The 20,526-nt window shown below is 61.4% G+C and carries 21 protein-coding genes and 2 pseudogenes; 11 read left to right on the forward strand and 12 right to left on the reverse strand.

What is annotated here, in order from left to right; genetic code table 11:
• Positions 1 to 4: 4 nt before the first annotated feature.
• On the forward strand, positions 5 to 1,666 hold the full coding sequence (locus AB4099_RS32380; RefSeq protein ID WP_441481078.1) for a winged helix-turn-helix domain-containing protein: 1,662 nt from the start codon (positions 5 to 7) through the stop codon (positions 1,664 to 1,666).
• A gap of 143 nt (positions 1,667 to 1,809) precedes the next feature.
• A pseudogene (locus tag AB4099_RS32385) lies at positions 1,810 to 2,243 on the forward strand (transposase); the annotation flags it as partial.
• Positions 2,244 to 3,151: 908 nt separating this feature from the next.
• Here AB4099_RS32385 and AB4099_RS32390 read toward each other — a convergent pair.
• Positions 3,152 to 3,553 carry a hypothetical protein gene (locus AB4099_RS32390; protein WP_441481079.1) on the reverse strand — a complete coding sequence of 134 codons (402 nt, stop codon included), beginning with the start codon at positions 3,551 to 3,553 and terminating at the stop codon, positions 3,152 to 3,154.
• Positions 3,554 to 3,746: 193 nt separating this feature from the next.
• Between AB4099_RS32390 and AB4099_RS32395 the strand changes: the two genes are divergently transcribed.
• Entirely contained in the window at positions 3,747 to 4,817 is a 1,071-nt protein-coding gene (locus AB4099_RS32395; RefSeq protein WP_441481080.1) for a YihY/virulence factor BrkB family protein, read from the forward strand.
• Between the two features lie 375 nt (positions 4,818 to 5,192).
• A complete protein-coding gene (locus AB4099_RS32400) occupies positions 5,193 to 5,720 on the forward strand; it encodes a hypothetical protein (protein ID WP_441481081.1) in 528 nt (175 codons plus the stop codon).
• 233 nt (positions 5,721 to 5,953) lie between these two features.
• Here AB4099_RS32400 and AB4099_RS32405 read toward each other — a convergent pair whose 3' ends face one another.
• Complete coding sequence (locus tag AB4099_RS32405) at positions 5,954 to 7,006, reverse strand: glycosyltransferase family 4 protein (RefSeq protein ID WP_441481082.1); 1,053 nt, start codon at positions 7,004 to 7,006, stop codon at positions 5,954 to 5,956.
• A 285-nt stretch (positions 7,007 to 7,291) separates the two neighbouring features.
• Here AB4099_RS32405 and AB4099_RS32410 point away from each other — a divergent pair, with 285 nt between their 5' ends.
• The 3 genes from AB4099_RS32410 to AB4099_RS32420 all read left to right on the forward strand — a co-directional run bounded on the left by AB4099_RS32410 (position 7,292) and on the right by AB4099_RS32420 (position 10,140).
• Complete coding sequence (locus AB4099_RS32410; RefSeq protein ID WP_441481083.1) at positions 7,292 to 8,521, forward strand: transposase; 1,230 nt, start codon at positions 7,292 to 7,294, stop codon at positions 8,519 to 8,521.
• A 69-nt stretch (positions 8,522 to 8,590) separates the two neighbouring features.
• Complete coding sequence (locus AB4099_RS32415; RefSeq protein ID WP_441481084.1) at positions 8,591 to 9,142, forward strand: dihydrofolate reductase; 552 nt, start codon at positions 8,591 to 8,593, stop codon at positions 9,140 to 9,142.
• Positions 9,143 to 9,150: 8 nt separating this feature from the next.
• Positions 9,151 to 10,140: an ATP-dependent helicase gene (locus AB4099_RS32420; protein WP_441481085.1), complete on the forward strand. Its 990-nt coding sequence runs from the start codon at positions 9,151 to 9,153 to the stop codon at positions 10,138 to 10,140.
• A 90-nt stretch (positions 10,141 to 10,230) separates the two neighbouring features.
• Here the strand turns inward: AB4099_RS32420 and AB4099_RS32425 are convergent.
• From AB4099_RS32425 to AB4099_RS32435, 3 genes and pseudogenes are all read right to left on the reverse strand, one after another.
• Positions 10,231 to 11,160, reverse strand: a pseudogene (locus AB4099_RS32425) (DNA cytosine methyltransferase); the annotation flags it as partial.
• Positions 11,161 to 11,244: 84 nt separating this feature from the next.
• Positions 11,245 to 11,511 (reverse strand): hypothetical protein, encoded by a 267-nt coding sequence (locus AB4099_RS32430; protein WP_441481086.1) that lies wholly within the window; start codon positions 11,509 to 11,511, stop codon positions 11,245 to 11,247.
• Positions 11,512 to 11,726: 215 nt separating this feature from the next.
• Complete coding sequence (locus AB4099_RS32435; protein ID WP_441481087.1) at positions 11,727 to 12,899, reverse strand: DUF2252 family protein; 1,173 nt, start codon at positions 12,897 to 12,899, stop codon at positions 11,727 to 11,729.
• Positions 12,900 to 13,794: 895 nt separating this feature from the next.
• Between AB4099_RS32435 and AB4099_RS32440 the strand changes: the two genes are divergently transcribed.
• Complete coding sequence (locus tag AB4099_RS32440) at positions 13,795 to 14,196, forward strand: PRC-barrel domain-containing protein (RefSeq protein ID WP_441481088.1); 402 nt, start codon at positions 13,795 to 13,797, stop codon at positions 14,194 to 14,196.
• Positions 14,197 to 14,532: 336 nt separating this feature from the next.
• Here AB4099_RS32440 and AB4099_RS32445 read toward each other — a convergent pair whose 3' ends face one another.
• From AB4099_RS32445 to AB4099_RS32475, 7 genes are all read right to left on the reverse strand, one after another.
• On the reverse strand, positions 14,533 to 14,778 hold the full coding sequence (locus tag AB4099_RS32445) for a hypothetical protein (RefSeq protein WP_441481089.1): 246 nt from the start codon (positions 14,776 to 14,778) through the stop codon (positions 14,533 to 14,535).
• Positions 14,779 to 15,124: 346 nt separating this feature from the next.
• Positions 15,125 to 15,568, reverse strand: coding sequence for a PPC domain-containing DNA-binding protein (locus tag AB4099_RS32450; protein ID WP_441481090.1), 444 nt, complete (start codon positions 15,566 to 15,568; stop codon positions 15,125 to 15,127).
• A 187-nt stretch (positions 15,569 to 15,755) separates the two neighbouring features.
• A complete protein-coding gene (gene xth / locus AB4099_RS32455; protein WP_441481091.1) occupies positions 15,756 to 16,553 on the reverse strand; it encodes an exodeoxyribonuclease III in 798 nt (265 codons plus the stop codon).
• Between the two features lie 10 nt (positions 16,554 to 16,563).
• Positions 16,564 to 16,917, reverse strand: a complete 354-nt coding sequence (locus AB4099_RS32460; RefSeq protein WP_441481092.1) for a CinA family protein — start codon at positions 16,915 to 16,917, stop codon at positions 16,564 to 16,566.
• Positions 16,918 to 16,972: 55 nt separating this feature from the next.
• Entirely contained in the window at positions 16,973 to 17,197 is a 225-nt protein-coding gene (locus AB4099_RS32465; protein ID WP_441481093.1) for a hypothetical protein, read from the reverse strand.
• A 145-nt stretch (positions 17,198 to 17,342) separates the two neighbouring features.
• The gene (locus AB4099_RS32470) at positions 17,343 to 17,714 is read right to left on the reverse strand and encodes a phasin family protein (protein WP_441481094.1); all 372 of its coding nucleotides are present in this window, start codon (positions 17,712 to 17,714) and stop codon (positions 17,343 to 17,345) included.
• Positions 17,715 to 17,765: 51 nt separating this feature from the next.
• Entirely contained in the window at positions 17,766 to 17,963 is a 198-nt protein-coding gene (locus AB4099_RS32475) for a hypothetical protein (RefSeq protein WP_441481095.1), read from the reverse strand.
• Positions 17,964 to 18,907: 944 nt separating this feature from the next.
• On the opposite strand from AB4099_RS32475, the gene AB4099_RS32480 reads away from it, so the two are divergent.
• The 3 genes from AB4099_RS32480 (at position 18,908) to AB4099_RS32490 (ending at position 20,375) form a co-directional block, all read left to right on the forward strand.
• Positions 18,908 to 19,096: a DUF3008 family protein gene (locus AB4099_RS32480; RefSeq protein WP_441481096.1), complete on the forward strand. Its 189-nt coding sequence runs from the start codon at positions 18,908 to 18,910 to the stop codon at positions 19,094 to 19,096.
• 26 nt (positions 19,097 to 19,122) lie between these two features.
• On the forward strand, positions 19,123 to 19,980 hold the full coding sequence (locus tag AB4099_RS32485) for an SDR family oxidoreductase (protein ID WP_441481097.1): 858 nt from the start codon (positions 19,123 to 19,125) through the stop codon (positions 19,978 to 19,980).
• Positions 19,981 to 20,084: 104 nt separating this feature from the next.
• Positions 20,085 to 20,375, forward strand: coding sequence for a hypothetical protein (locus tag AB4099_RS32490; RefSeq protein WP_441481098.1), 291 nt, complete (start codon positions 20,085 to 20,087; stop codon positions 20,373 to 20,375).
• Positions 20,376 to 20,526: the final 151 nt, after the last annotated feature.

Below are 20,526 nucleotides of genomic sequence, written 5' to 3' on the forward strand. Positions count from 1 at the left end.
AGGCATGCTGCTGCGGTTCGCCGGGTTTGAACTGGACCGGCGGCGCGCCACGTTGCGTGGACCCGCCGGCGAAGCCGTGAAGCTGCGCCCCAAAACCCTGGCCATGCTGGTCCTCTTCGCCACCAATCCCGGGCGCGTGCTCAGCAAGCGGGAGCTGATGGACGCCGTCTGGCCCAACGTCCATGTCGGCGAAGACAACCTGTTTCAATGCATCCGGGAGATCAGGACCGCGCTCGGCGACGATCGGCGCGAGGTGATCCGCGTCGTCTCCGGCAGCGGGTATCTGTTCGAGGCCGAGGTCTCTGCCGAGCCTGCCACGCGCGTAGCGCAGGCCGCGCACCCTGCGCTACGCAGCGCGACGCAAACCGGTCCTGCGCTCGTCCCCGCCTCGTCATGGCGCCGCTTCGTGCGCCGCCGCCGCGCTGCCGTCGCGACCGCCGGGCTCGGCTGCATCCTCGCCCTCACCATCATCATGATGATGCTTGCTCCAGGGCGCCTCATGGCGGGGCGGCCGCCATCGATCGCGGTGATGCCGATCGCCGCCGGCGACGAGGACAAGGCGATGGCGGCGATCGTGACGACCCGCCTCGCGGACGGGTTGGCGCAGATAGACACCATCAGCGTCGTGGCGCCGCAGACATCGCAGCAGCCGGACTTCATCGTGACCGGCGAGCTCCGCAAAACCGAACGGTCCTGGGAGGCGCAGGCGCGCATGACCCGGACGGCGACCGGGGAGATCATCTGGACCGCGCCGGTCTCGGTGGTCATCGATGAGGCCGATCTGGCGTTGCAGCAGTCCCGGCTCGTTGCCGGCGTCGGTTATCCGCTGGCGATGCGCATCAATGCGCTCGTCAATGCCGACACTCACGAGGGTCGCTCATTGGCCGGCGGCGCCAAGGTCGTGATCGAGCAGGCCTCCGCGTCCATCATCCACACGTCGCGAGAGCGCTTTGCGACCTCGCAGGCGATGCTGGAAAAGGCGCTGGCCGAGGATCCCGACAATGTCGATCTCGCCATCGCTCTGGCAGCCCTTCAGATGCGCGGCGTTCAGATGATCTGGTACGATCCGACAGAGAGCGCTGCCGCCGAGGCCCACGCGGGATCGATCCTGAAACGCGCCTTGCGGATCAAACCGACCAGCATACCCGTCCTCGACGCCTCTTGCCGGCTCCTCAGCGCCACCAATGAATTCACCGAGAGCCTTGTTGTCTGCGCCAGGGCGTTGGCCTTGAATCCTTGGCACGCACCCGCGCTGACGCATATGGGTCTCGCCCAGCTCCAGGCGGGCCGCTTCGAGGAGGCGCTGGCCTCGTTCAAGCGGGCCGACAGTTACGACACGCCGCAGGTCTCGCGCTGGACATGGAAGCTCAATGTGGGGAGGACCTATCTGTTGATGGGTCGCAGCGAAGACGCCTTGCCATGGCTGAAAAAGTCCATCGCCATCACCCCGGCGACGGGACGCAGCCACATGCTGCTGTCTGCCGCCTATATAGGCCTGGGACGGCCGGCTGAAGCGAGATCAGCCATGGATCAAGGCATGGCGTTGCGGCCGGGTTCGAACCTGGAAAATGTCCTCCTGCCCATCAGAAATGCAAGCCCAATCTTGTTGGCCGCGGCCGCGTTGCTTGCGAAAGCACTTCTCGCGGCAGGTTTGCCGGAGCACTGAGCCTCGATCGGCAAAAGGCTGATGCCTAGCGAACACTGCAAGCACTTTGTGTTCTGCGGAGAGCTGGCTTGGGACATCTGGACATCGGGCGTAGGTGGATTTTCGGCCTGAGCGCGGCAGGATTGTCGTGAACAGGAGCGGATATGACGAGACGCGTGCGCCGGAACCATAGCCCGGCTTTCAAGGCGAAGGTCGCGCTGGCGGCGATCAAGGACGCGAAGACGCTGGCCGACCTGGCGCAGCAGTTCGACGTCCACCCCAACCAGATCACGCAATGGCGCAGCCAGCTTCTTGACGGGGCCGTCGGCGTGTTCGGGTCCGAGGCGAAGTCGGAGCCGGCCGCGCCCGTTATCGACGTGAAGACGCTGCATGCGAAGATCGGAGAGTTGACGCTGGAGACCGATTTTTTGTCCGGTGCGCTGGGCAAGGCAGGCCTTCTGAGCGCAAAGCGATGATCGACCGCGCGCACGATCTGCCGCTCAACCGGCAAGCCAGGGCGCTCGGGATCAGCCGGGGCAGCGTCTATTATCTGCCCCGCGCGGCCTCGTCTGCCGATCTGGCCTTAATGCGCGCGATCTGCGCGCATGATTCCGCGGAAGTACTATCCCTCAGATTGCGGAACTTAACCGCGGAATCCACAAACCGAGATTGAACAATTTCAAAGGCTTATGCTAGCGCCTGCGGAAACACCATGCCTCTCTCTTCACAAATTGAAAATCGGGGCATAGTGTTGCCGCGATTGTAGGTCGAGTTCCGCAATCTCTAGAAGGACGCCAGCCTGAGCTTAGCGTCCCTCTCATTGATGCGGGGCCACATCTCGGGCTTTCCCGCTCGAACTGCTGTCGACTCCAAAGCACTTGCGGCTTTACGACGTCGCACTGCCGGGCAACGTGAACGGCAAATCCACTTGTGACAAACCGGAACCCTGCTCTTTACCGACCTTCTGCCACCCCGCTCAAAATAGCCTGTCCACGCGAATATTCGGTGTGAGTGGAACCATAATTTGCCTTTTTGACGCATCCGCTCGCCGCAACTGACGCACAACCTGCCGAACCTTTGCGGGAGGCGCCTATGTTGCGCTGAGACGACGTTGCGCTACTTCATGGACTACGCGGACGCCCGATCGAGAACGGAGAGATTGGCTCGCGAGACGAGCGATCCCGCACTGAAGGGTCGAGCCGCGGCGTTGGAGCAGCAGTTCAAAGACGCCGACGGCTATTGAGATTCCGGCGCGATTGACCGCCGTTGGTCGCGCAGTCGGATGTCATCGATCGTACGCGATAGCAGATGTTTTTGGCGCGAGGAGCCAACATTGAGATATGCCAGGGTTACAGGGGGCCGCCCGCTGTCGGATCCTGTCCGCGTCCATGAAAGTGATGCGATCGGCAGTCTCAAACCCGACGCCTTCAGCTTGATGACGGCAAGACAGATGCTCCGCGTCGGGCGCCGCGTTGTCCGCACCGAGGCTGATACCCCTGACAGCGATCAATCGATCTGGCCGCGCGCCGCTTGGGCGAGGTCATCAGTTCGCTGGTTGATCGCTTCGACGTTCAGGGCGGAACGCTCGACGATCCCATCCCCCAGGATGATTGGCTTCTCTCCTTTCAAGCGAATGGTCCCGTCATCGTCGAGCGTCGCGTGCGCCGCGGCTTTGGCGATGGCGTAGTAGGCGAGATCGGCGAAAATCAAGCCGATGGGCATGTAGATCGCCTTCTCAGCGGGCAAGCCGTTTGGCGGGAACTCGTGAAACTTGCCGGCTAGCCCGAGTCCCGGGCGCGTCAGCAATGCGTACATCGACAGGTTGTCGTTGAGCGCTTTTATCATTTCAAGCAACGTGACCTCTATCGGTTCGTTGCGGCGATGACGGAAGACCGCGATCGCAAGCATCTCGACGAACTCGCTAAGCGTGGGCCGCCACCCTGCTCCTGTCCGTCGCCGCGATAGCTACCGTGATTGTCCACTAAGCAACGCCGAATTCGCTCTCCCGTCCGGCGCGAACCGGGTGTTCACACGCAAAAGAATGCTAGGTCCGCAACATTTCGAGCGTGTTGGCGTTGGTCCCCGCACGGAGGATATGCTGTTGCGGTATGAACGTGCGCTCAGGGACGTGTCGCTAGCCCTCCTACTGGGCTTCTTGTCTGCGTATGCGATTTCTCGCTTTGAACGTTCCGAAAGGAGCGCCCGGGACGATGCCTACGCGAAGAAGGTCGCGCATGACACCAAAGCCGGAGAAAGTGCGGCCGTCCCGACGGAAATTCCAGCGAAAGGTTGGTCTGACATTGCTCGTCGCACCTACCACGAGGTTGAGCGTGATCGGGTCCAGGCAGTCGCGGCAGGTGTGACTTTCTATGGGCTGCTCGCCCTGTTCCCGGCACTAACCGCATTCGTCTCGCTCTACGGACTCGCCGCCGATCCGAGCACAATCGCCGATCAGCTCAATATGCTGGACGGATTTTTGCCCGCTGGGGCGACGAATTTCCTTCGTGAACAGGTCGGCCGTATCGCAGCCGGCGGCGAAACAAAGCTTGGTTTTGCCTTCGTAATCAGTTTTGGCTTGGCCGTCTGGAGTGCAAATGCTGGAGTGAAAGCGCTATTTGACGCCCTGAACGTCGCCTATGGCGAAGACGAAAAACGAGGCTTTATCAAGCTGAACCTTGTGTCGCTGGTATTCACCCTTGGGATCCTGGTGTTTTCGCTTGCCGCTCTCGGAGCGGTCGCTCTCATTCCCGTAATCCTGGATTACTCCCACCTCGGCGGCGCCGCAGAATGGCTCGTCACATTGGGCCGTTGGCCAGCCCTCGTCGGACTTCTCCTTCTTGCGCTAGCAGTCCTGTACCGCTGCGGGCCGAGCCGCGACGAGGCGCAATGGAACTGGGTCAGTCCGGGCGCCTGCTTTGCAGCCATTGGCTGGCTGGTCGCATCGATGTTGTTTTCCTGGTACGTGGCGAACTTCGAAGACTACAACAAAACTTACGGCGCAATCGGCGCAGTGATCGGCCTGCTCACCTGGATGTGGTTGTCCGCGACGATCGTTCTCGTTGGCGCCGAATTAAATTCAGAAGCCGAACGCCAAACCTATCTCGACACCACAACAGGTGCGCCGATGCCGATTGGCATGCGTGGCGCCGATGCGGCCGATCGCAAAGGATGACCCGAATATTTGCTGCTGAATGCTTTCAGCAGGACCAAGGGAACAGGGACGGGCGCAGGTCGTTAGGCTCACATCGATGTTGCCGCCAACCTGGAGACCGTCATGGCCACGTCCAAGAGACAAACCGGCTCCCGGCCCCGTTCGGCATCCCAAGGCGCCGAAATGGCTCAATCACTGAGGGATGCTGGCAGCACCGTTTCAGAAAATTTGCGTTCCGTGGGTGTCAATACAGACGAAATGGCAGAAATCGCTGAACGGCGCGTGACGGAACTCCAGGAAATGCTGATGGACGAGATTCGGGCTCGGCCTCTTAGAGCACTTGGCTGGGCGGCAGCCGCGGGCCTGCTAGTCGGCTTGTGGGCGGCGAAATAGCTCATGGGATCGCTAATCGCCACATTGGTTGCGCCTCTCGCCGCGGCGATCAAACAAAAGGTGATTGCCTACGCCCTCATGGTATGTGCTGTGTTGCTGGTTGTTTTTGCGACCGCCTACACTCTCGATGCGGCGCACAGCTGGCTGGCGTTTCGGTATGGCCCAATCAGCGCAAGCTTGAGCGTCGCAGGCGCCCTGCTCGTCACGGCGGGCGTTTGCGTTGGATTTGCATTCTATATCCGCGGGCGGCCGGCCTCGACGCTGCCGGCTGCAAAGGCGTCCCTGGAGACTGACGCGCCTTTCTTACGTGCCACATTTTCAAAGACCGGTGTGGCACTGGCCGCGGCCATTGCAGGTGGGCTGACGTCGTTCACGGCAATCGCAAGCTCAAGGCGTCTAAGGTCAATATTATCCGGCCGACCGCATCATCGGAAACAACCAGTGAGCCGCGATAACTTCGGCAAGATGCTTCCGGTTTGGATGAATAAAAGTGTCCGCACCCGCGGCAGGGGTCATCTGCCACGACTGTAGAACCGAGGACGCGATATGTTTCAAGACCAAGCTGAAATCATTGGACCCTTTGGGATTGAATCGAATTGCGAAGGAGAGCGTGACATTAATCGTCGTGTCAGATTTCTGATGAATTACCTGCGCAGCGCAGCGGGATTTGGCGCTCGCTTGAAGCGACGCTTTGATCATCCATCCCCTGCTCCTCAGCGCTGGAGATCAGACAGGGTCAAGCGGATTGATTCACGTCTCTGCGTCTATTCTGCGGCCTTTCGAGACTCGCTCGACGAATCCAGCAATCGATTGAAGGCATCGAGATAGTCTGTCGCCATCCGCGCGGCGGTAAAATGGTTTTCGAAATGCTGCCTCACCGCGAAGCGATCGATCGCACCGCTGTGTTGGGCAGTTGCGACGGCTTCGGCGATCGAGTCGACAAGAATCCCGGATACCCCGTCCTTGACGACTTCGGGCACGGAACCGTTGCGCCAGGCGATCACCGGCGTTCCTGCCGCCATCGCTTCGATCATCACAAGCCCGAACGGCTCGGGCCAATCGATCGGAAACAGCAGAGCACGCGCGCCGCCGAGGAACGCAGATTTTTGCACCTCGTCGATCTCCCCGATGAACTCGATCAAGGGATGATCGAGCAGCGGCATGATTCGGGTTCTGAAATATTCCTCATCAACAGGATCCACCTTCGCCGCGATCTTGAGGGGCATGCCGGCACGCTTGGCGATCTCGATTGCCCGATCCGGTCGCTTTTCCGGCGCGATGCGGCCAAGGAAAGCCAGGTAGTCCCCTCCCCGCCTGTCGAACGGACAAAGGCCCGGGCCTAAGCCGTGGTGAACTGTCGCCAGCCAGTTCGCAGTTGCAGGCATCGGTTTTCGCTGGCAATCGGAAATCGATATCAGCGGCATCTGGGGATAAGCCTCGTAGACCTGGAGAAAATCGGAGAGGTCCAAGCGGCCGTGAAGCGTGGTCACGCATTTATGGGCGAGATCTGTGAAGACCTCATGCTGCAGCAGATCGAGATGGAAATGGATGATATCGAACGACGCGGCACGTTCCCGGACCTTGGCCAGCATAGCAAGGTGGCTCGCGGTGTGATCGCGAATACCAGCAAGTCGCAAGCCCTGCGGAGCGCAAGCGACAAGCTCGGCGGACGTCGTTGAATCGCCCGACGCAAACAGAGTGACGTGATGGCCTTGCCGAACGAGTTCTTCAGTAAGCCAGGACGCAACCCGCTCGGTGCCGCCGTACATTCGGGGCGGAACCGACTCCGCCAGCGGTGCAACTTGCGCAATCCGCATCCGATTTCTCCAAACAGGTTAACTCCGCCAAGGCGGCGAGCAAGTAACTCCGCTCTTGAAGAAAAGTTCGGGTTTATAAACTGCTGATACTCTTCTCCGCTGGGAACCCGCGGGACGGTCTCCGGCATTTCTGTCACCATCAGGAAAGGGCGAGCAGCCCCACTCCGGCCACCACGACAAAGACGACACTGTATCCGGCCCAGACCACGAGACTGCCGGCAAACACCTAGGAGCCTGTCCGAGTAATGGGGTCGACGGCGGCGTCATCGCGTGATTCATTGGCGGATGGCCAAGACGTTTCGCTCGTGGGATGTTGACCAAAGCTGGCGTCTTCCGGCTTCGGTGCATGATTTTGTGCCGTCGGGTCACCAGGCGCATTTCGTTCGGGACACGGCGCGGGAGGCCCTCGATCTCTCGGCCATCCTCGACATCTACACCGAGGAACGGGGGTATCCGCCTTACCATCCCGGGATGATGGTGGCGCTGCTTCTCTACGGCTACAGCCGGGGCCTCTATTCCTCGCGGCAGCTTGCCCGCGCCTGCGAGGAGGGGGTCGACGTGATGGCGGTGACCAGGCTGAACCGACCTGACTTCCGCACCATCGCCGATTTCCGCAAGCGCCACCTCTCGGCGCTGTCGGACCTGTTCGTGCAGGTTCTGCGACTGTGCCAAGCTGCCGGGCTCGTGCAGTTCGGCCATGTGGCGGTGGATGGAACGAAGCTGAAGGCGAATGCCGAAGATCATGCGCACGGTCTGGAGTGGCGCGGCGACGAGATGCCGGGCTGGATGGCTGACAAGCAGTGTCGGCTGGAGGCGATCCGCGCCGCCAAGGCCGCCCTCGAAGCGGAAGCCGCCGAGCCGCCAGACCCGGACGACGAGAGCGGGCCGGGCGCCTCGTCGGGCATGCGCTGGCAGGGCCGAGCGCTGCGAGGCGAGGATGGCGGGCCGCCTGACCGCGCGCAGCGCAACTTCACCGATCCCGACAGCCGCATTCTGCCGACGCGCGACGGCTTCATCCAGGGCTACAACGGTCAGATCGCTGTCGATGCAGCCCATCAGATCATCGTCGCGCATCGGCTCGTGACGACCTCGGCCGACTATCGCGCGCTCGTGCCGCTCGTGGACGACGTTTCTACTCATCTCGGACGCAAGCCGCGTGAGGTCTCGGGCGATGCGGGCTTCGCCACCGAGGCGAACCTCACGGCCATGAAGGAGCGCCGGATCAAACCCTATCTGCCGCCGGGCCGGGCGCGCCATGGCGTGGCGCATGCCGCAGGACGACGCAGGCTGCCGAAGACGCCCATGATGAGCGAAATGGCCGAAACCCTCCGACGCGCGGGGCGGCGCAGTCGATATCGTCTCCGCAAACAGGTGGTCGAGCCCGTCTTTGGACAGATCAAGCAGGCAAGAGGCTTCCGCCAGTTCCTGTTGCGAGGCCTCGATCACGTCCAGGCCGAATGGGCAATGATCTGTACTGCCCACAACCTCTTGAAGCTCGCAAAGAACGGGCATTGAGGGACTGCACCATCGCCCCACCAATCCAGCCCGACGACCCCATTACTCGGACAGGCTCCTAGTCTAGGCATGATTGCTCCTGCCAATCCGTCGTCCGCGCATGCGCGCTCGGGCGGCGTACCGACATTCATGATCGCCGCAGTCGCGTGCAATGGTGTCATCGGCCGGGCCGACGGCTCGCTGCCATGGCACGCGCCCGCCGATCTGCGCCACTTCAAGCTCACCACGCTCAATTGCGTCCTCGTCTCCGGCCGCGTAACCGCTGAAACCCTGCCCGATCTGGCCAGCCGCGATCTGGTGACCATCTCCCGTTCGGCGTCTCATGCCGAGCATGGGGCACAAAGCCCGCAGGAGGCCCTTCACAAGGCCCAGCAGCTCGCTCGGCATAACGGTCGAAGGGCAATCGCCATCATCGGCGGCGGCCAAATCTACAGGGCGTTTCTGGGCCAGGTCGACGAAGCCTATATCTCGCACATCAACGCCAATGCTGCAGGCAGCGCGACTTTCCCTCTCGAGGATCATGAAGCTCTGCCTTGGCGAAAGCGGGCGGAGCTCGGCGCATTCGAAGCAGAGGTTGACGGAATCCAGGTCGAGGGCCGCTTCGAGCACCTCGAGGCCTAAGGCCCATCGTGACCGCATTCGATTTGGCGAGTTGCTCTGGACACTGTTTAAGGGCAATCCCCATGGACCTGAATACGGCGCTTGCAGAGCTCAATGATGCACAGCGGGCGGCAGCACTTTATTCCGGAACGCCGCTGCTTGTGCTAGCCGGAGCCGGTACAGGCAAGACCAAGGTTTTGACGACGAAGATCGCTAATGCGATCCAGACGGGCGGCATCAAGCCGAACGAGATCATGGCCGTCACCTTCACCCGAAAGGCGGCACAGGAGCTTAAGGACCGCCTGAGGCTACTCCTCGACCCATCCATCGATATCGAGAACCTCTACGTCGGCACCTTCCACTCCATCTCCTCGCGCATCCTGCGCAGCCACCAGGCGCTCCACTGCGGCGAGGAGGCGTTCCGGCTTATCGACCCAGCCGACCAGAAATCCCTCATCGCGACGATCATCGACACGATCGACGGTGCCGGGGCGACCTATGTCGGACGTGAGCGAGACCTGATGGTCCGCGCGACCCTCGACGAGATCGAGCGGGTCAAGTCAGGAGGCGCCACGATCGCCGACCTGAAGGATGTCTTCGGCGACTGGCCTGCCGATCTACGCATGCCGACCGACGAGATGAAGCGAATCCTGCTCGAATACGATCAGCAGATGAAGGCCGCTGGAACGCTCGACTTCGCCGATCTTATCAACGACGTCGAGATCCTACTGCGCAAGAACGAGGCCCTCGGTGAAGCCTGGGCCAATCGCTTCCGCCTCGTCATCGTAGACGAATACCAGGACACCAATGCAGCCCAGGATCGCTGGCTCAAACTCTTCAGCCCCAACGGAACGAATCTCGCCTGCTTCGGCGATGATGACCAGGCGCTCTATTCCTGGCGCGGCGCATCCTCCGACTTCATCCTGGGCTTCAAGGGCCGTCACCCGACCGCCCGAGTTATGACCCTGACCATCAACTATCGATCGCCACCGAACCTCGTGATGGCCGCTACTAGATAGCTCTGCCAAGTCGATCTTCTTGAAAAGCGGCGCCTCGATCGCGGTCTTCAAGTCGACCTCTTCGCCCGCGTGTGCGCGTTGGATAGCGAGGCCAATGACGCGGGACAGCCTCGGGGGGAAGGCGTACGCAACTTGCCGGAATTGCGCTTGGCGCGATCCGGCGAGCTTCCAGTCGACTGGGAAATCTTGGAGACGGGCAAGCATCGGCAAGGTGAGATAAGGAATACCGGCAAAGTCCGGATCGGGAGCGTCCTTGGCAACCTTCCCGGGATTTACGCCCATATCGAGCCAGGCTCGGCGCGAATTGGGCTGAGCAAGGTCCATCCCCATTTTCTTCGCGCTCCCCCCAATCAGCGTGGGCGCGAGGCGGTCGGCGCTGGCCACCCACTCCTCGAGCCCCTTCCATCCGCGGGCCCCCATCAGATCCCTCAAGAGGGTCCCCACGGATGTCGGGGACAGTTCCGGCGGAAGGGGCCAGCGAAAGCGATGCATCATCCCGCGGCGCATCGCGATCAAGACCGCGCGACGGCGATTTTGCCCAAGGCCGAAGACCGGTCCGTCAATGACACGCCAATCCGCATCGTAACCGAGACGGTCAAGTTCGGAGAAGACCGCCAACCGCCGAAGGGCATGGGTCACTTGCGTGATTCCGACCACATTCTCAACCATGACCGCCTTCGGACGGACCTGCTCGATGATTTCCAGCGCGCGATCGAACAGATCTCGCTCGTCAGCCGAGCCCCGGCGCTCACCGGCCTGGGAATATGGCTGGCACGGAAGGCCGCCGGCGATGAGATCGACGCCTTCGAACCAACTGACATCGATTGCATTCACGTCTGCTTCGATGACGGGCCAATTCGGGCGATTAGCCCGCAGGGTCGCGGCAGCCTCAGGATTCCTCTCGACAATGCCGACGTGGCGGAAGCCGGCTGCATGCAGACCAATCGCCCGGATGGTCGTCCGGCCATGACCAGTCCTCAAATGAACAGAGCTTGCGATCCCCAATGCGGCAGAGGTCACGGTGAACCATGGCCCAAGAACGTTCGCCTAGATACGTCGCCTCAGACGAGAGCACGTCGCCCGGAACGAGCGCCCGGAGGTGCTTCACGAGCCGCCGGGCATGTGTGCCAGCGCATCGACCCTTGCGACCGTTTCCGGCGAGCGATCCTCGGGGCTCGTCTCATTGTAGAGGGTGGCAAATGCGTTTGCGACGGCACCTAAATCTTCGAGAAAGCGATCAACGTAACCCCGAGCCTTCAGCCGGACAGCACGCTTCAGCTCGATGATCCCACTGCGGTCCGGCTTCCCTGTGTCTCGTGCCTCACCGGCAAGCACGTCGCGCCGCAGCAGACGCAGGTCGGCCAGCGACAAGGTCCGCCCAGAGCGCAGCATGGTCAGCGCTTCGGCACGGACAGTGGCAGGCTGCTTGGCCAGTCGGACGAGAACGGCGACGTCGATCGCGCTTTGCTCGATGGCGGGCTCATCGTTCTGGCATTAGGTAGCAAAGACCACCGGAGGCCTATTGCGACCTGTGTCGTCGCCTTTAGTCCGAATTGCCGCCTGTACGTCGCTCATCGGCGGAGCCGTTAGTGATGCGCCAGCGCATATCGACGACAATGCTCGAGGTAGGCCTGATCGTGGATGGAGAGCAGTTCGACGACGCTCGACCAAAGCCAGGAAGGCGCCTCCGGCTCTTTCTTGCGTCCGCGGCAAAGCTCGGCGACCCACGAGTGCCACTCCTGATCATCCATTTGTCTACCATGAGCGTGGCCGACAACACCTCCGAGATAGCGTGCGATCGCCTCGATTTCGTTTGAAGAAAGGCGTCTGACCTCGATTTTCAAATCCTGCGGAGTGATTTCGCGGATGAAAACGGCCGTATTCACGACTTTAGATGCCACCGCCCGCTCGCCAAGATTGGGCGATAGGGCCTTTGCGCCGGCGACCACCCTTTCTGCATAGTCTCGCGGCATCCGAGCTCCGGAAGCCGACGGAGCGGTGGCGGATGCAGCTTCCTTGATATCGAGCAACGAAATCCGGCCATGCTTGCCGTCTCGGAGCAAAACCGCGCATCGCAGGCGTCCAAGCGAACTGCAACCCTTGACCCAATAGGCGGCGTCGAGCACCTGCCGATGGCAGTCTTTCTCCTTCTCTTCCCCGAATAAACTCATTTGCAGTTCCGCTTGCTTGCAAAGGGACAGAACGGCTGAACGCTCGTTCCTATGAAGCGCCCAGAAACATTCATCGCGAGGTAGCAAAGGGCGTTTTGTCTGAAAGTTCTCCATTGCGAGATTGCGCCAACGCCTGCGCACTGAGTGCTTGAGAAGCTTCTTGATGTCTTTCGGTTGCTTGAGACGCGGTCCGCTTGACCCGTTTTCGACCGACGCCGCCGCATATCCCGCAATTAGAGCATCCAGCATTTTTGCGGTGGTAACGCCAGGTAGGTCGCTGTCCCGTGCCGAAGAGGCCAGCGAAAGTCCCAGGCGGATAAGATCATGCGCCGGGTTGCCTATGACCGTCTGATCAAAGTCCCTGATCTGAACGGCGACCTCGCCGTCGCAATCTGCGAGGGCGCCTAGGTTGCCGAGATGACAATCGCCACAAATCCAAATCGCAGGGCCGCCTGGAATCGACGCTGTGCGGCGATCCAGCCATTCATAGAACAGCTTGGTGGTGCCGCGTATGTAAGCCTCCGGCGATCGCGCCATCTTAAGGCTTCGCCGGGCCTCCAATAAAGACGCACGATCGTCAGTAATCATCGGCTAAAGACCTCTACGCCACTAGGCGCTCACTTCTTCAATTGCGCGGTTCGGATCTGCCTTTGCTCTTCGTTACCGGGTTCGCGCGCGGTGTTCTCATGCGTCTTCGCTTCATCGTGCCGACACTGAACGTGGTGGGGTGCTTCCGTACGATAGTGATGGACAGCAATCTGGCGGCGCCGCAGCCGTTTGATGATGCTCCCTAGAATGATGTTTGGCCATTGCGGGCCTCCGAATTTGAGAAGGCGCGAGTGGTGCAAAGCTCGAACGTTTTGGCGTTCCTTCGGTTCCAACTTTTCTCTTGACCGGACCGCCTGTTCGGGTCGCGCGCTCCGAACCGGCCTCCACTCAGCCCGCTCCGTTGGATCGTCATTTGGGACAAGCACGACGCGCCGTTCATCCTGAACCAGGACACGAAGACTATCCCGCAGGGCACCAGCGTGGTCATGCTGGTCGATCTGGACGCTCGGCTTCAGCCCAATCCATTTGTGCTTCAGCGCATGTTTGGTCTGATCGTGGCGGAGACCCGGCTAGCGCTTCATCTGTCAACCGGCGAGCCCCGATGTCGCCCGCAACACCCACGTCGGGCCCTCCACCGTGCGATCGCAACTGGCGGCGCTATTCGCCAAGACCAATACCAAGCGTCAGGCCGAACTGGTCAAGTTGCTCGCCCGGATCGCGATCCTGCCGTGAGCCTAGGGGCGGGCGCGTCGGCCCCAGAGCCCCCGCAAGCTCGTGTGCAGGTCGTCATCCACCAACTGCCTTCACCCGCCCTCGCATCGCGTTTGTTCCGCAGAGTTCGCGCTCTGAGGAACAGATTGGGGGTGCTCGGAATTTCCTTCCCATGCTGCCGCAGCGGTCCCGAACTGCGGACTTAAGAGAAGGGTCTCCGAACATGCGCGCCATCGTTCTTACTCTCGCCGCCACCTTGCTGTCCGGCACCGCGTTCGCACAGACGGCACCCGTCACCGCTCCGGCGGGTTCAAAGGTATTTGTTTCTGTCGACGAGGCATCAGCGCTCGTAAGCAGCCTCAAGGGGCTGAACGTCAGGAACGCTGGCGACGAGAATGTCGGCGAGATCGAGGATGTCGTAATCGCCGGCAACTCCCTGGCTTCTTACATCCTGTCAGTCGGCGGCTTTCTCGGCATGGGCACGCACTATGTTGCGGTGAGCCCCAGCGCCCTTGCTATCACCTGGAATGCGACGGACAAGAAATGGAATGCCCGGATCAACGCCACCAAGGAACAGCTAAAGGCCGCGCCCCAGTTCAAGTATGAAGGCCGCTTCGCGAAATGAGCCAAACTGCCTCACGTCGCCACGCCGCCTGAAAGGCGGGGTGGCGACGTGTGTCTCGGTGAACGACGCAAACGGCGACGTACCCGGCTGAGGTCGTCTTGTGTGCGTGCTGGCCGCCACGCTCAATTTGGCCGGCACGGCCTCGGGCGCCGCCGCTGCGATAAGGTCGGGCATACTTCGTCTTTTCGCGGGTCGCCGTCCTCCAATTCCCCACCCGTGACGCGGTGAGCGAGCGGACGTTCCGGAAGGGCCGCTTGAAGCCCGATTGCAGCCCGTTCCCTATGTCGACGGCCTATGTGTGACCGGTGGTTATCCGATCATTTGATTGAGGCCGGCTCAGTCCTTCTTGAGCTTGCCGAGATTGCCCGGCAGCCCCGAGAAGGGAAGATCGTCCGGCGTGAGCAAGCTGTGGGACGGGGCCGGTCCATGATCGTTCTCGCCCTCGTGCGCCTCATTCCAGCGTCGGATCTCGGCGGTGAGTTGAACGAACTCGGTTGCCTGCGGAGATCCTTCGGGCGCATCCCTCAACGTGGCAATGCGCTGAACGGCAGCCTCATATTCCTCGTGGTTTCGGAGCGTCATGACTGGGAATCCGCTTGAGACTTGTCGAGGGCGCCATTCTCGTCGAACAGTCGTGGGTATCGCATCAGACGAAAGCAGTTCGCGCCTCGCCCTCCGGAGATCGCGCTGGCGATGCGGGGGTGGTCTAAGCAAACGCACCGAGGGAAACCGCCATCGCGAATAGCGAGGCAAGTATAAGCTTCTTCAGGGTCGAACGCCTCGAAATTCGCGGCTGAACCGCGAGATGATTTTCTAACGCTTCTGTTCCGCCCGAAGTCGGCGTTGCAGTGTTTTGTCGACTTCCGAGACTCTGACTCAGAAGTGCGCTCAGCGGCCAATGCCTTGTGGCTTCCTGATCGGCGCTGTCTCAATCATCCAAGCTGATCAGCATGAGTCCGGTTTCCGTGTCGCGGCGCTTCGCCAGATGGGTCGGCGTTTCGGAAAGAACAATTTCGAGCGTGGGACGGACATCACCCCGGCTCAAGTGGCCAGCAACGGTGCTTCCGTCACGTTTGCCAAGGACCGCGTGCATGTGGACGGCAGGCTTTTCGCCAGGCTCCACCGCGATATCGCCGGTCAGCGACGCGACTTCGACCTGTTCCTGGACCGGGATCGGTATGTATCCTTTTGTCTCCCAGTCGAAGTAACTCAGTTCTGCCGAGCGGAAGGCGCCAATTGCCTTGAAACTAGCCGCCGAAATGCCGTGCTCGACGGCGAACGCGTTCAAGCAAGCCATCGCTTCGTCGCCGGTTTCCAAGATAACGGCGTAGATCTTCTGCCCGGCGGCCGCGTGAATCAGTTTACTTCTCATTCCCGTCCCTCCGCTCGGGAAGGCTAACGTGCTGCTTCCGGGCCGGTTCCGCGCTCGCGGTCAATCGGGTCAGGAATTGCGAACTCGAGAGGCTGAGCGGTCCTCATGACCGCGCGAAAGCAGCTCGAGCGGAGGAACCCGGGGAGAACGCCAAGCACCGGTGGCGGCTCCGTGATGTTGGTCGCGGTTACCTCGTTAGCTCGATCCAGACGGGAGCGTGATCGCTCGCCTTGGCCCATCCCCGCACATGCCGGTCGACGGCAGCCGCGATGAGCCGGTCGGCGACGGGTGGAGAGATCAGAAGATGGTCAATCCGCAGCCCAGCGTCCCTACTCCAGGCATTTCGGAAATAGTCCCAGAACGTATAGATGCGCTCGTCCGGATGCAGCCTGCGCAATGCGTCGATCCAACCCCGCCCGGTCAGGGTGCGGAAGGCCTCTTTCACTTCCGGACGGAACAGGGCGTCGCCGCGCCACCGCTCCGGCTTGTAGACGTCGAGATCGGTTGGGATCACGTTGAAGTCACCCGCGAGCACGACAGGAATCCTGAACGCGAGCAGATCGCTCGCATAAGCTTCGAAGCGACGGACCCAGCGCAGCTTGTAGTCGAATTTCGGACCGGGGACGGGATTGCCGTTTGGAACGTAGAGGCATCCGATCAATACCCCGTCAACCGCGGCCTCGATGTAGCGGCTGTGCGTGTCGTCGGGATCCCCGGGAAGTCCCCGACGGGTGAGGATGGGTTCCCGCCCCCGCGCCAGGATGGCCACGCCGTTCCAGCTCTTTTGCCCATGCCAGATCGCGCCATAGCCCGCGTTCTCGATTTCGCGCGCCGGAAAGCGCTCGTCCTGGCACTTGAGTTCCTGGAGGGACACCACGTCTGGTTCGGCTTCCCCGAGCCAGCGCAAGAGGACCGAAAGCCGCCCATTCACGCCGTTGACGTTGAAGGTGGCGATCTTCGCGCGGCGGTCGGCAGCCTTGGGCACGGCCACTCCACTAGCGCCAACAATCGAGGATTTGCTCGTACATCACCCTTCTCCGCAAGCCTCGATCCGCTTCGAAAACACACACCTGCGCATGCACGGCGGTATATTCCGCGAGAAGCGACCCCGGGACGCCTACCAGCTTCTCCTTGGCGGCTTTCGTGTAGGTCACGAAGCCTCCAGCGAGGGCCAGGGCCGCGCCGGACGGCCGCGACAACGCCTGCGCCATCGCGCCGACCGTGCAGGATTCGACAGTTACAAGCTGGATCTGGGCGCTGCGCGCCGTTGCGATCAAGCGCTCCGCCAGGACGTCGATCCCAGGCAGCGCCGAGCCATCGAAGGCCTTACGATTGACATTCTCTGCCATGGCGGTGATCCATGCGGCGACCTGCGTGACCCTGCGATTGTGGGGACTACGCGGCTCACATTGGAACCGTTGCAAAAAATTGCTTGAGGGCGAGCGGCGCGACGTCTTGGCCGGGCCGCACCTCACAAAGCCCCCGAACGATGCGCGCAAGCCACTCTTTTCTGCTCGTCTCGTGACCCACGATGATCCGGCCATGAGCCTTGATCTGAGACCACGCGACGTCGAACGCCGCGCGCGCCTCAGCAATCTCAACAATCGTCGCGACGCTGTCGGTTTGCATGGATTAACTCCGCGTACTCGAAAGCTCGGCATCGCTCTTCGGATGCAGCCCGATCGGGCTCGTCCGTCGGATAGTAGAGGCACCAGGCTAACGGGACCCGCGCCACCTCCAGGCCGGTCCGGAACCTGCTAAGGCGGGACCTCGCTCACGCCGCCTTGCGTGGCGGATCCACCCGCAAGGGTTTCGCTGGCTCGTAACCATCTGCGGCCACCTTGCTCCACTCCGAAATGAGGCCGGTGCCCAGCTCGGTCAGCGCCTTGCCGGCATCGTTGAGCCTTTCCGACAGGCTCACCGATGCCTCCATCTGGCCAGCCTGGAAATCCACAAGATCCTGCGCCCCCTTGATATCCGCGGCGGCCCTCAGGCGCGCGAAGCCCAGGTCCATGCAGGTCTTCAGGGTATTCAGCTGAAGGGCACTCAGCTTCTGGATATTGTCGAGGGCGAGCCGGGTTGTCTCCGTGACCGCGGTTAATGACGCTTGCCACGGCTCGGTTAGGTCTTTCGAGAGGTCATGCATGGTCGGGCTTCCTTTCAATGTGACTTTGGTTGGACCTGTGAAGACGGGCCTTCAAGGCGGGACGACAATGCCCACTCGACCTCCGCGCTCGGCCTGAGCGAAGCGAATGGCCTCACCGAGGTTGAGGAAGGTGGCCGCAACGAAGCCACCGACCTCGCTGACGATCCAACTGCCGTCTGCGCTGCGGCCAAGGATGAAGGTGCGCCGTAGCCCGCGGCCACGCTGCGCGTGGTGTCGCTCGTGAATCATGACCGCCTCCCTATTGAGGAGAGCTGTGTCGCCTTGGCCACCCCAGAGGAGCTGCCTTGGGCATCGGGCGAGATGCCTACTTACGTCCCGCCACGGAAAGGTCGCTTTCAGAAATTGATCTCGCTGCTGCGCATTAGCTACGCGCCACCGCCTTAGCCTAGGCGACAGAATTTGCCTGACATTTCCGGTTTTGATTTGGAAATTTGCGTCAAATACCTGATTTGATCGGTGATATTTGTTTGTCATGACAAATATCTCGCCAACACTACATTCTTGTCACTGTAGACATCATCGTTTGACGCGCTTGGATCGGCACCACGTTTGCAAGGCGCGATTATTCATTGATGCAAGAGAGACACAACCCCAAAAATTCACCAGCGAAGAGATTATTTTTATTGACCAATATATGGACGATCTCACGTCATCAGAGCGCATTATATGGCGTACTGTCCTGATCGATGATATCAGGCGATTGAGACAACTATTGCGCGAATTTCTCGCGAAGCGCGACACACCTCCCCTTGGCGGCAATGGAGAAAGTCCAGCGGGCGGGAGCCGGGCTGCGGATGTTCCGTCGTCAGTGGCAACACCTCGACCATCGAACAGTGCACCGCGAAAGCGGATCAGCCCTAGCCCAGAAGGCGCGCACCACTTCGCGACGGTCTTCTGATCGATCTCGTTGCGAGTCGCGTCAGGCTCGCTGGACCATGCCTTATCGCTCGAGGGATCGCCGCTGTCCTCGTGGCGCTCTCGTTGCGTTGCGAAACATGGCCCACAGTGCGTTTGCTCTAATCGCGCGAAACGACTGCCCCTCAAAGCCCGGGGTTAAGCACCTCGGCTTCCCGGGGGCGACACTTGCATCGCGAGCACGGAACTCGGATCCGCCGCCGGGGTTTAATTTCCGACCTACGCCATCCCCCGTTCATCTAAGCGAGGAGGACGACATGCCTGCCAAATCAGCTGCTCAGCAGAAGGCTGCGGGCGCAGCGCTCGCTGCCAAGCGCGGAGACATGAACAAGAGCGAGCTCAAGGGCGCCTCGAAATCAATGGAGAGCTCGATGAGCGAGACCGAGCTCGAAAAGATGGCTTCGACCAAACGCACGGGGAAGCCCGAGCACAATAGCAAGCACTGAGATGCTCAAGCCGCGAGGAAGCACGCATGACGACGCGCATCGAACCGCCTTTCTCGGCGCAGCAACAGCCCATGCCGGGACGGACCGAAGCCATGTCGCCGCGACCGGATCACGGCGAAGACAGCTACGTCGGCTCCAACCGCCTCAAGGGCAAGCGTGCGATCATCACTGGCGGGGACAGCGGTATTGGAAGGGCTGTCGCCATCGCCTTCGCCCGGGAGGGAGCGGACGTCCTCATCTCCTATCTGAACGAGGACGAGGACGCTGATGAGGCCCGCCGCTGGATCGAGAAGGCGGGACGGAAAGCTGTGCTGGTGTCCGGAGACATCCAGGAGCCGGCCCATTGCCGCAAGATCGTCGACCTGGCCGTGGCCGAGTTCGGCGGCATCGACATCCTCGTCAACAATGCCGCCCATCAGGCGAGCTTCAAGGAGATCGGCGAGATCTCGGATGAGGAATGGCAACTCACCTTCGCGGTGAACATCCATGCGATGTTTTACCTGACCAAGGCCGCCGTCCCGCACATGCTGCCTGGCTCCTGCATCATCAACACGGCCTCGGTGAATGCGGATAAGCCGAATCCGACCTTGCTCGTCTATGCCACGACGAAGGGCGCAATTCAGAACTTCACCGGCGGACTGGCGCAATTGCTGGCGGAAAAAGGCATCCGCGCGAATGCGGTGGCACCCGGGCCAATCTGGACGCCGCTAATTCCCTCGACGCTGTCAACGGATAGCGTGGCCAATTTCGGCAAGCAGGTGCCGATGAAGCGGCCCGGACAGCCCGCCGAACTGGCGACCGCCTATGTGATGCTGGCCGACCCGCTCTCGAGCTACGTCTCGGGGGCTACCATGGCCGTGACCGGCGGTCATCCGATCCTTTGAGGGAGGACGGCCGCTTTGCCTAATGCCGGACTGCCCCCGGACCACCGGCTCAGTAGATAAGATCTCGCTACAATCCTCAAGACGGAGCCGCCATGATGAGACCAATGGAACCGATCGGAACGGGCCGTGAACTCGCCCTGAGGATGGGCGCCCGGTTCCCACGGGAAGACTGGATAGCCGCCCTTGCCGACCGCTCAGGCATGAGCCGGGAGTCGGTTGAATGGCACCTTCAGGAAGACGTCGAGCCACCGCCGGAAATCCTCGCGGCCGCCGCCGAAATGCTGTCGTCGCGAGAAGGCGACGGCGAGGAAGGCTTAGGAGGCAGCTTTCTAGCAGAGGACGATTTGCCCCTTTCCGGTCTTCCTGGAAACCTCGGCAAACTGAAACGGGACTAGAGAATTGGACCGCCGCACCGGATTCTGCGCGGGCCGCCTGAACGATCCCGGCGGCACCTGCCCGGTACGGGGCGCTGCCCCTAAGCCCTGGACGCTCGATCGTCGCGCTCGTTCGGACCATTCGCTAGGATTCGCTCGTTGATCGAGTCCG

The organism is Allobosea sp. 2KB_26, from assembly GCF_052115715.1.
Lineage (GTDB): Bacteria > Pseudomonadota > Alphaproteobacteria > Rhizobiales > Beijerinckiaceae > Allobosea.

Coding starts and splice junctions, on each gene's coding strand:
- AB4099_RS32410 (WP_441481083.1), top strand. CDS start 7,292: ATGGCCAAGACGTTTCGCTCGTGGGATGTTGACCAAAGCTGGCGTCTT.
- AB4099_RS32460 (WP_441481092.1), bottom strand. CDS start 16,917: ATGGCAGAGAATGTCAATCGTAAGGCCTTCGATGGCTCGGCGCTGCCT.
- AB4099_RS32415 (WP_441481084.1), top strand. CDS start 8,591: ATGATTGCTCCTGCCAATCCGTCGTCCGCGCATGCGCGCTCGGGCGGC.
- AB4099_RS32405 (WP_441481082.1), bottom strand. CDS start 7,006: ATGCGGATTGCGCAAGTTGCACCGCTGGCGGAGTCGGTTCCGCCCCGA.
- AB4099_RS32480 (WP_441481096.1), top strand. CDS start 18,908: ATGCCTGCCAAATCAGCTGCTCAGCAGAAGGCTGCGGGCGCAGCGCTC.
- AB4099_RS32450 (WP_441481090.1), bottom strand. CDS start 15,568: ATGAGAAGTAAACTGATTCACGCGGCCGCCGGGCAGAAGATCTACGCC.
- AB4099_RS32440 (WP_441481088.1), top strand. CDS start 13,795: ATGCGCGCCATCGTTCTTACTCTCGCCGCCACCTTGCTGTCCGGCACC.
- AB4099_RS32490 (WP_441481098.1), top strand. CDS start 20,085: ATGGAACCGATCGGAACGGGCCGTGAACTCGCCCTGAGGATGGGCGCC.
- AB4099_RS32470 (WP_441481094.1), bottom strand. CDS start 17,714: ATGCATGACCTCTCGAAAGACCTAACCGAGCCGTGGCAAGCGTCATTA.
- AB4099_RS32400 (WP_441481081.1), top strand. CDS start 5,193: ATGGGATCGCTAATCGCCACATTGGTTGCGCCTCTCGCCGCGGCGATC.
- AB4099_RS32435 (WP_441481087.1), bottom strand. CDS start 12,899: ATGATTACTGACGATCGTGCGTCTTTATTGGAGGCCCGGCGAAGCCTT.
- AB4099_RS32445 (WP_441481089.1), bottom strand. CDS start 14,778: ATGACGCTCCGAAACCACGAGGAATATGAGGCTGCCGTTCAGCGCATT.
- AB4099_RS32465 (WP_441481093.1), bottom strand. CDS start 17,197: ATGCAAACCGACAGCGTCGCGACGATTGTTGAGATTGCTGAGGCGCGC.
- AB4099_RS32390 (WP_441481079.1), bottom strand. CDS start 3,553: ATGCTTGCGATCGCGGTCTTCCGTCATCGCCGCAACGAACCGATAGAG.
- AB4099_RS32475 (WP_441481095.1), bottom strand. CDS start 17,963: ATGATTCACGAGCGACACCACGCGCAGCGTGGCCGCGGGCTACGGCGC.
- AB4099_RS32380 (WP_441481078.1), top strand. CDS start 5: ATGCTGCTGCGGTTCGCCGGGTTTGAACTGGACCGGCGGCGCGCCACG.
- AB4099_RS32485 (WP_441481097.1), top strand. CDS start 19,123: ATGACGACGCGCATCGAACCGCCTTTCTCGGCGCAGCAACAGCCCATG.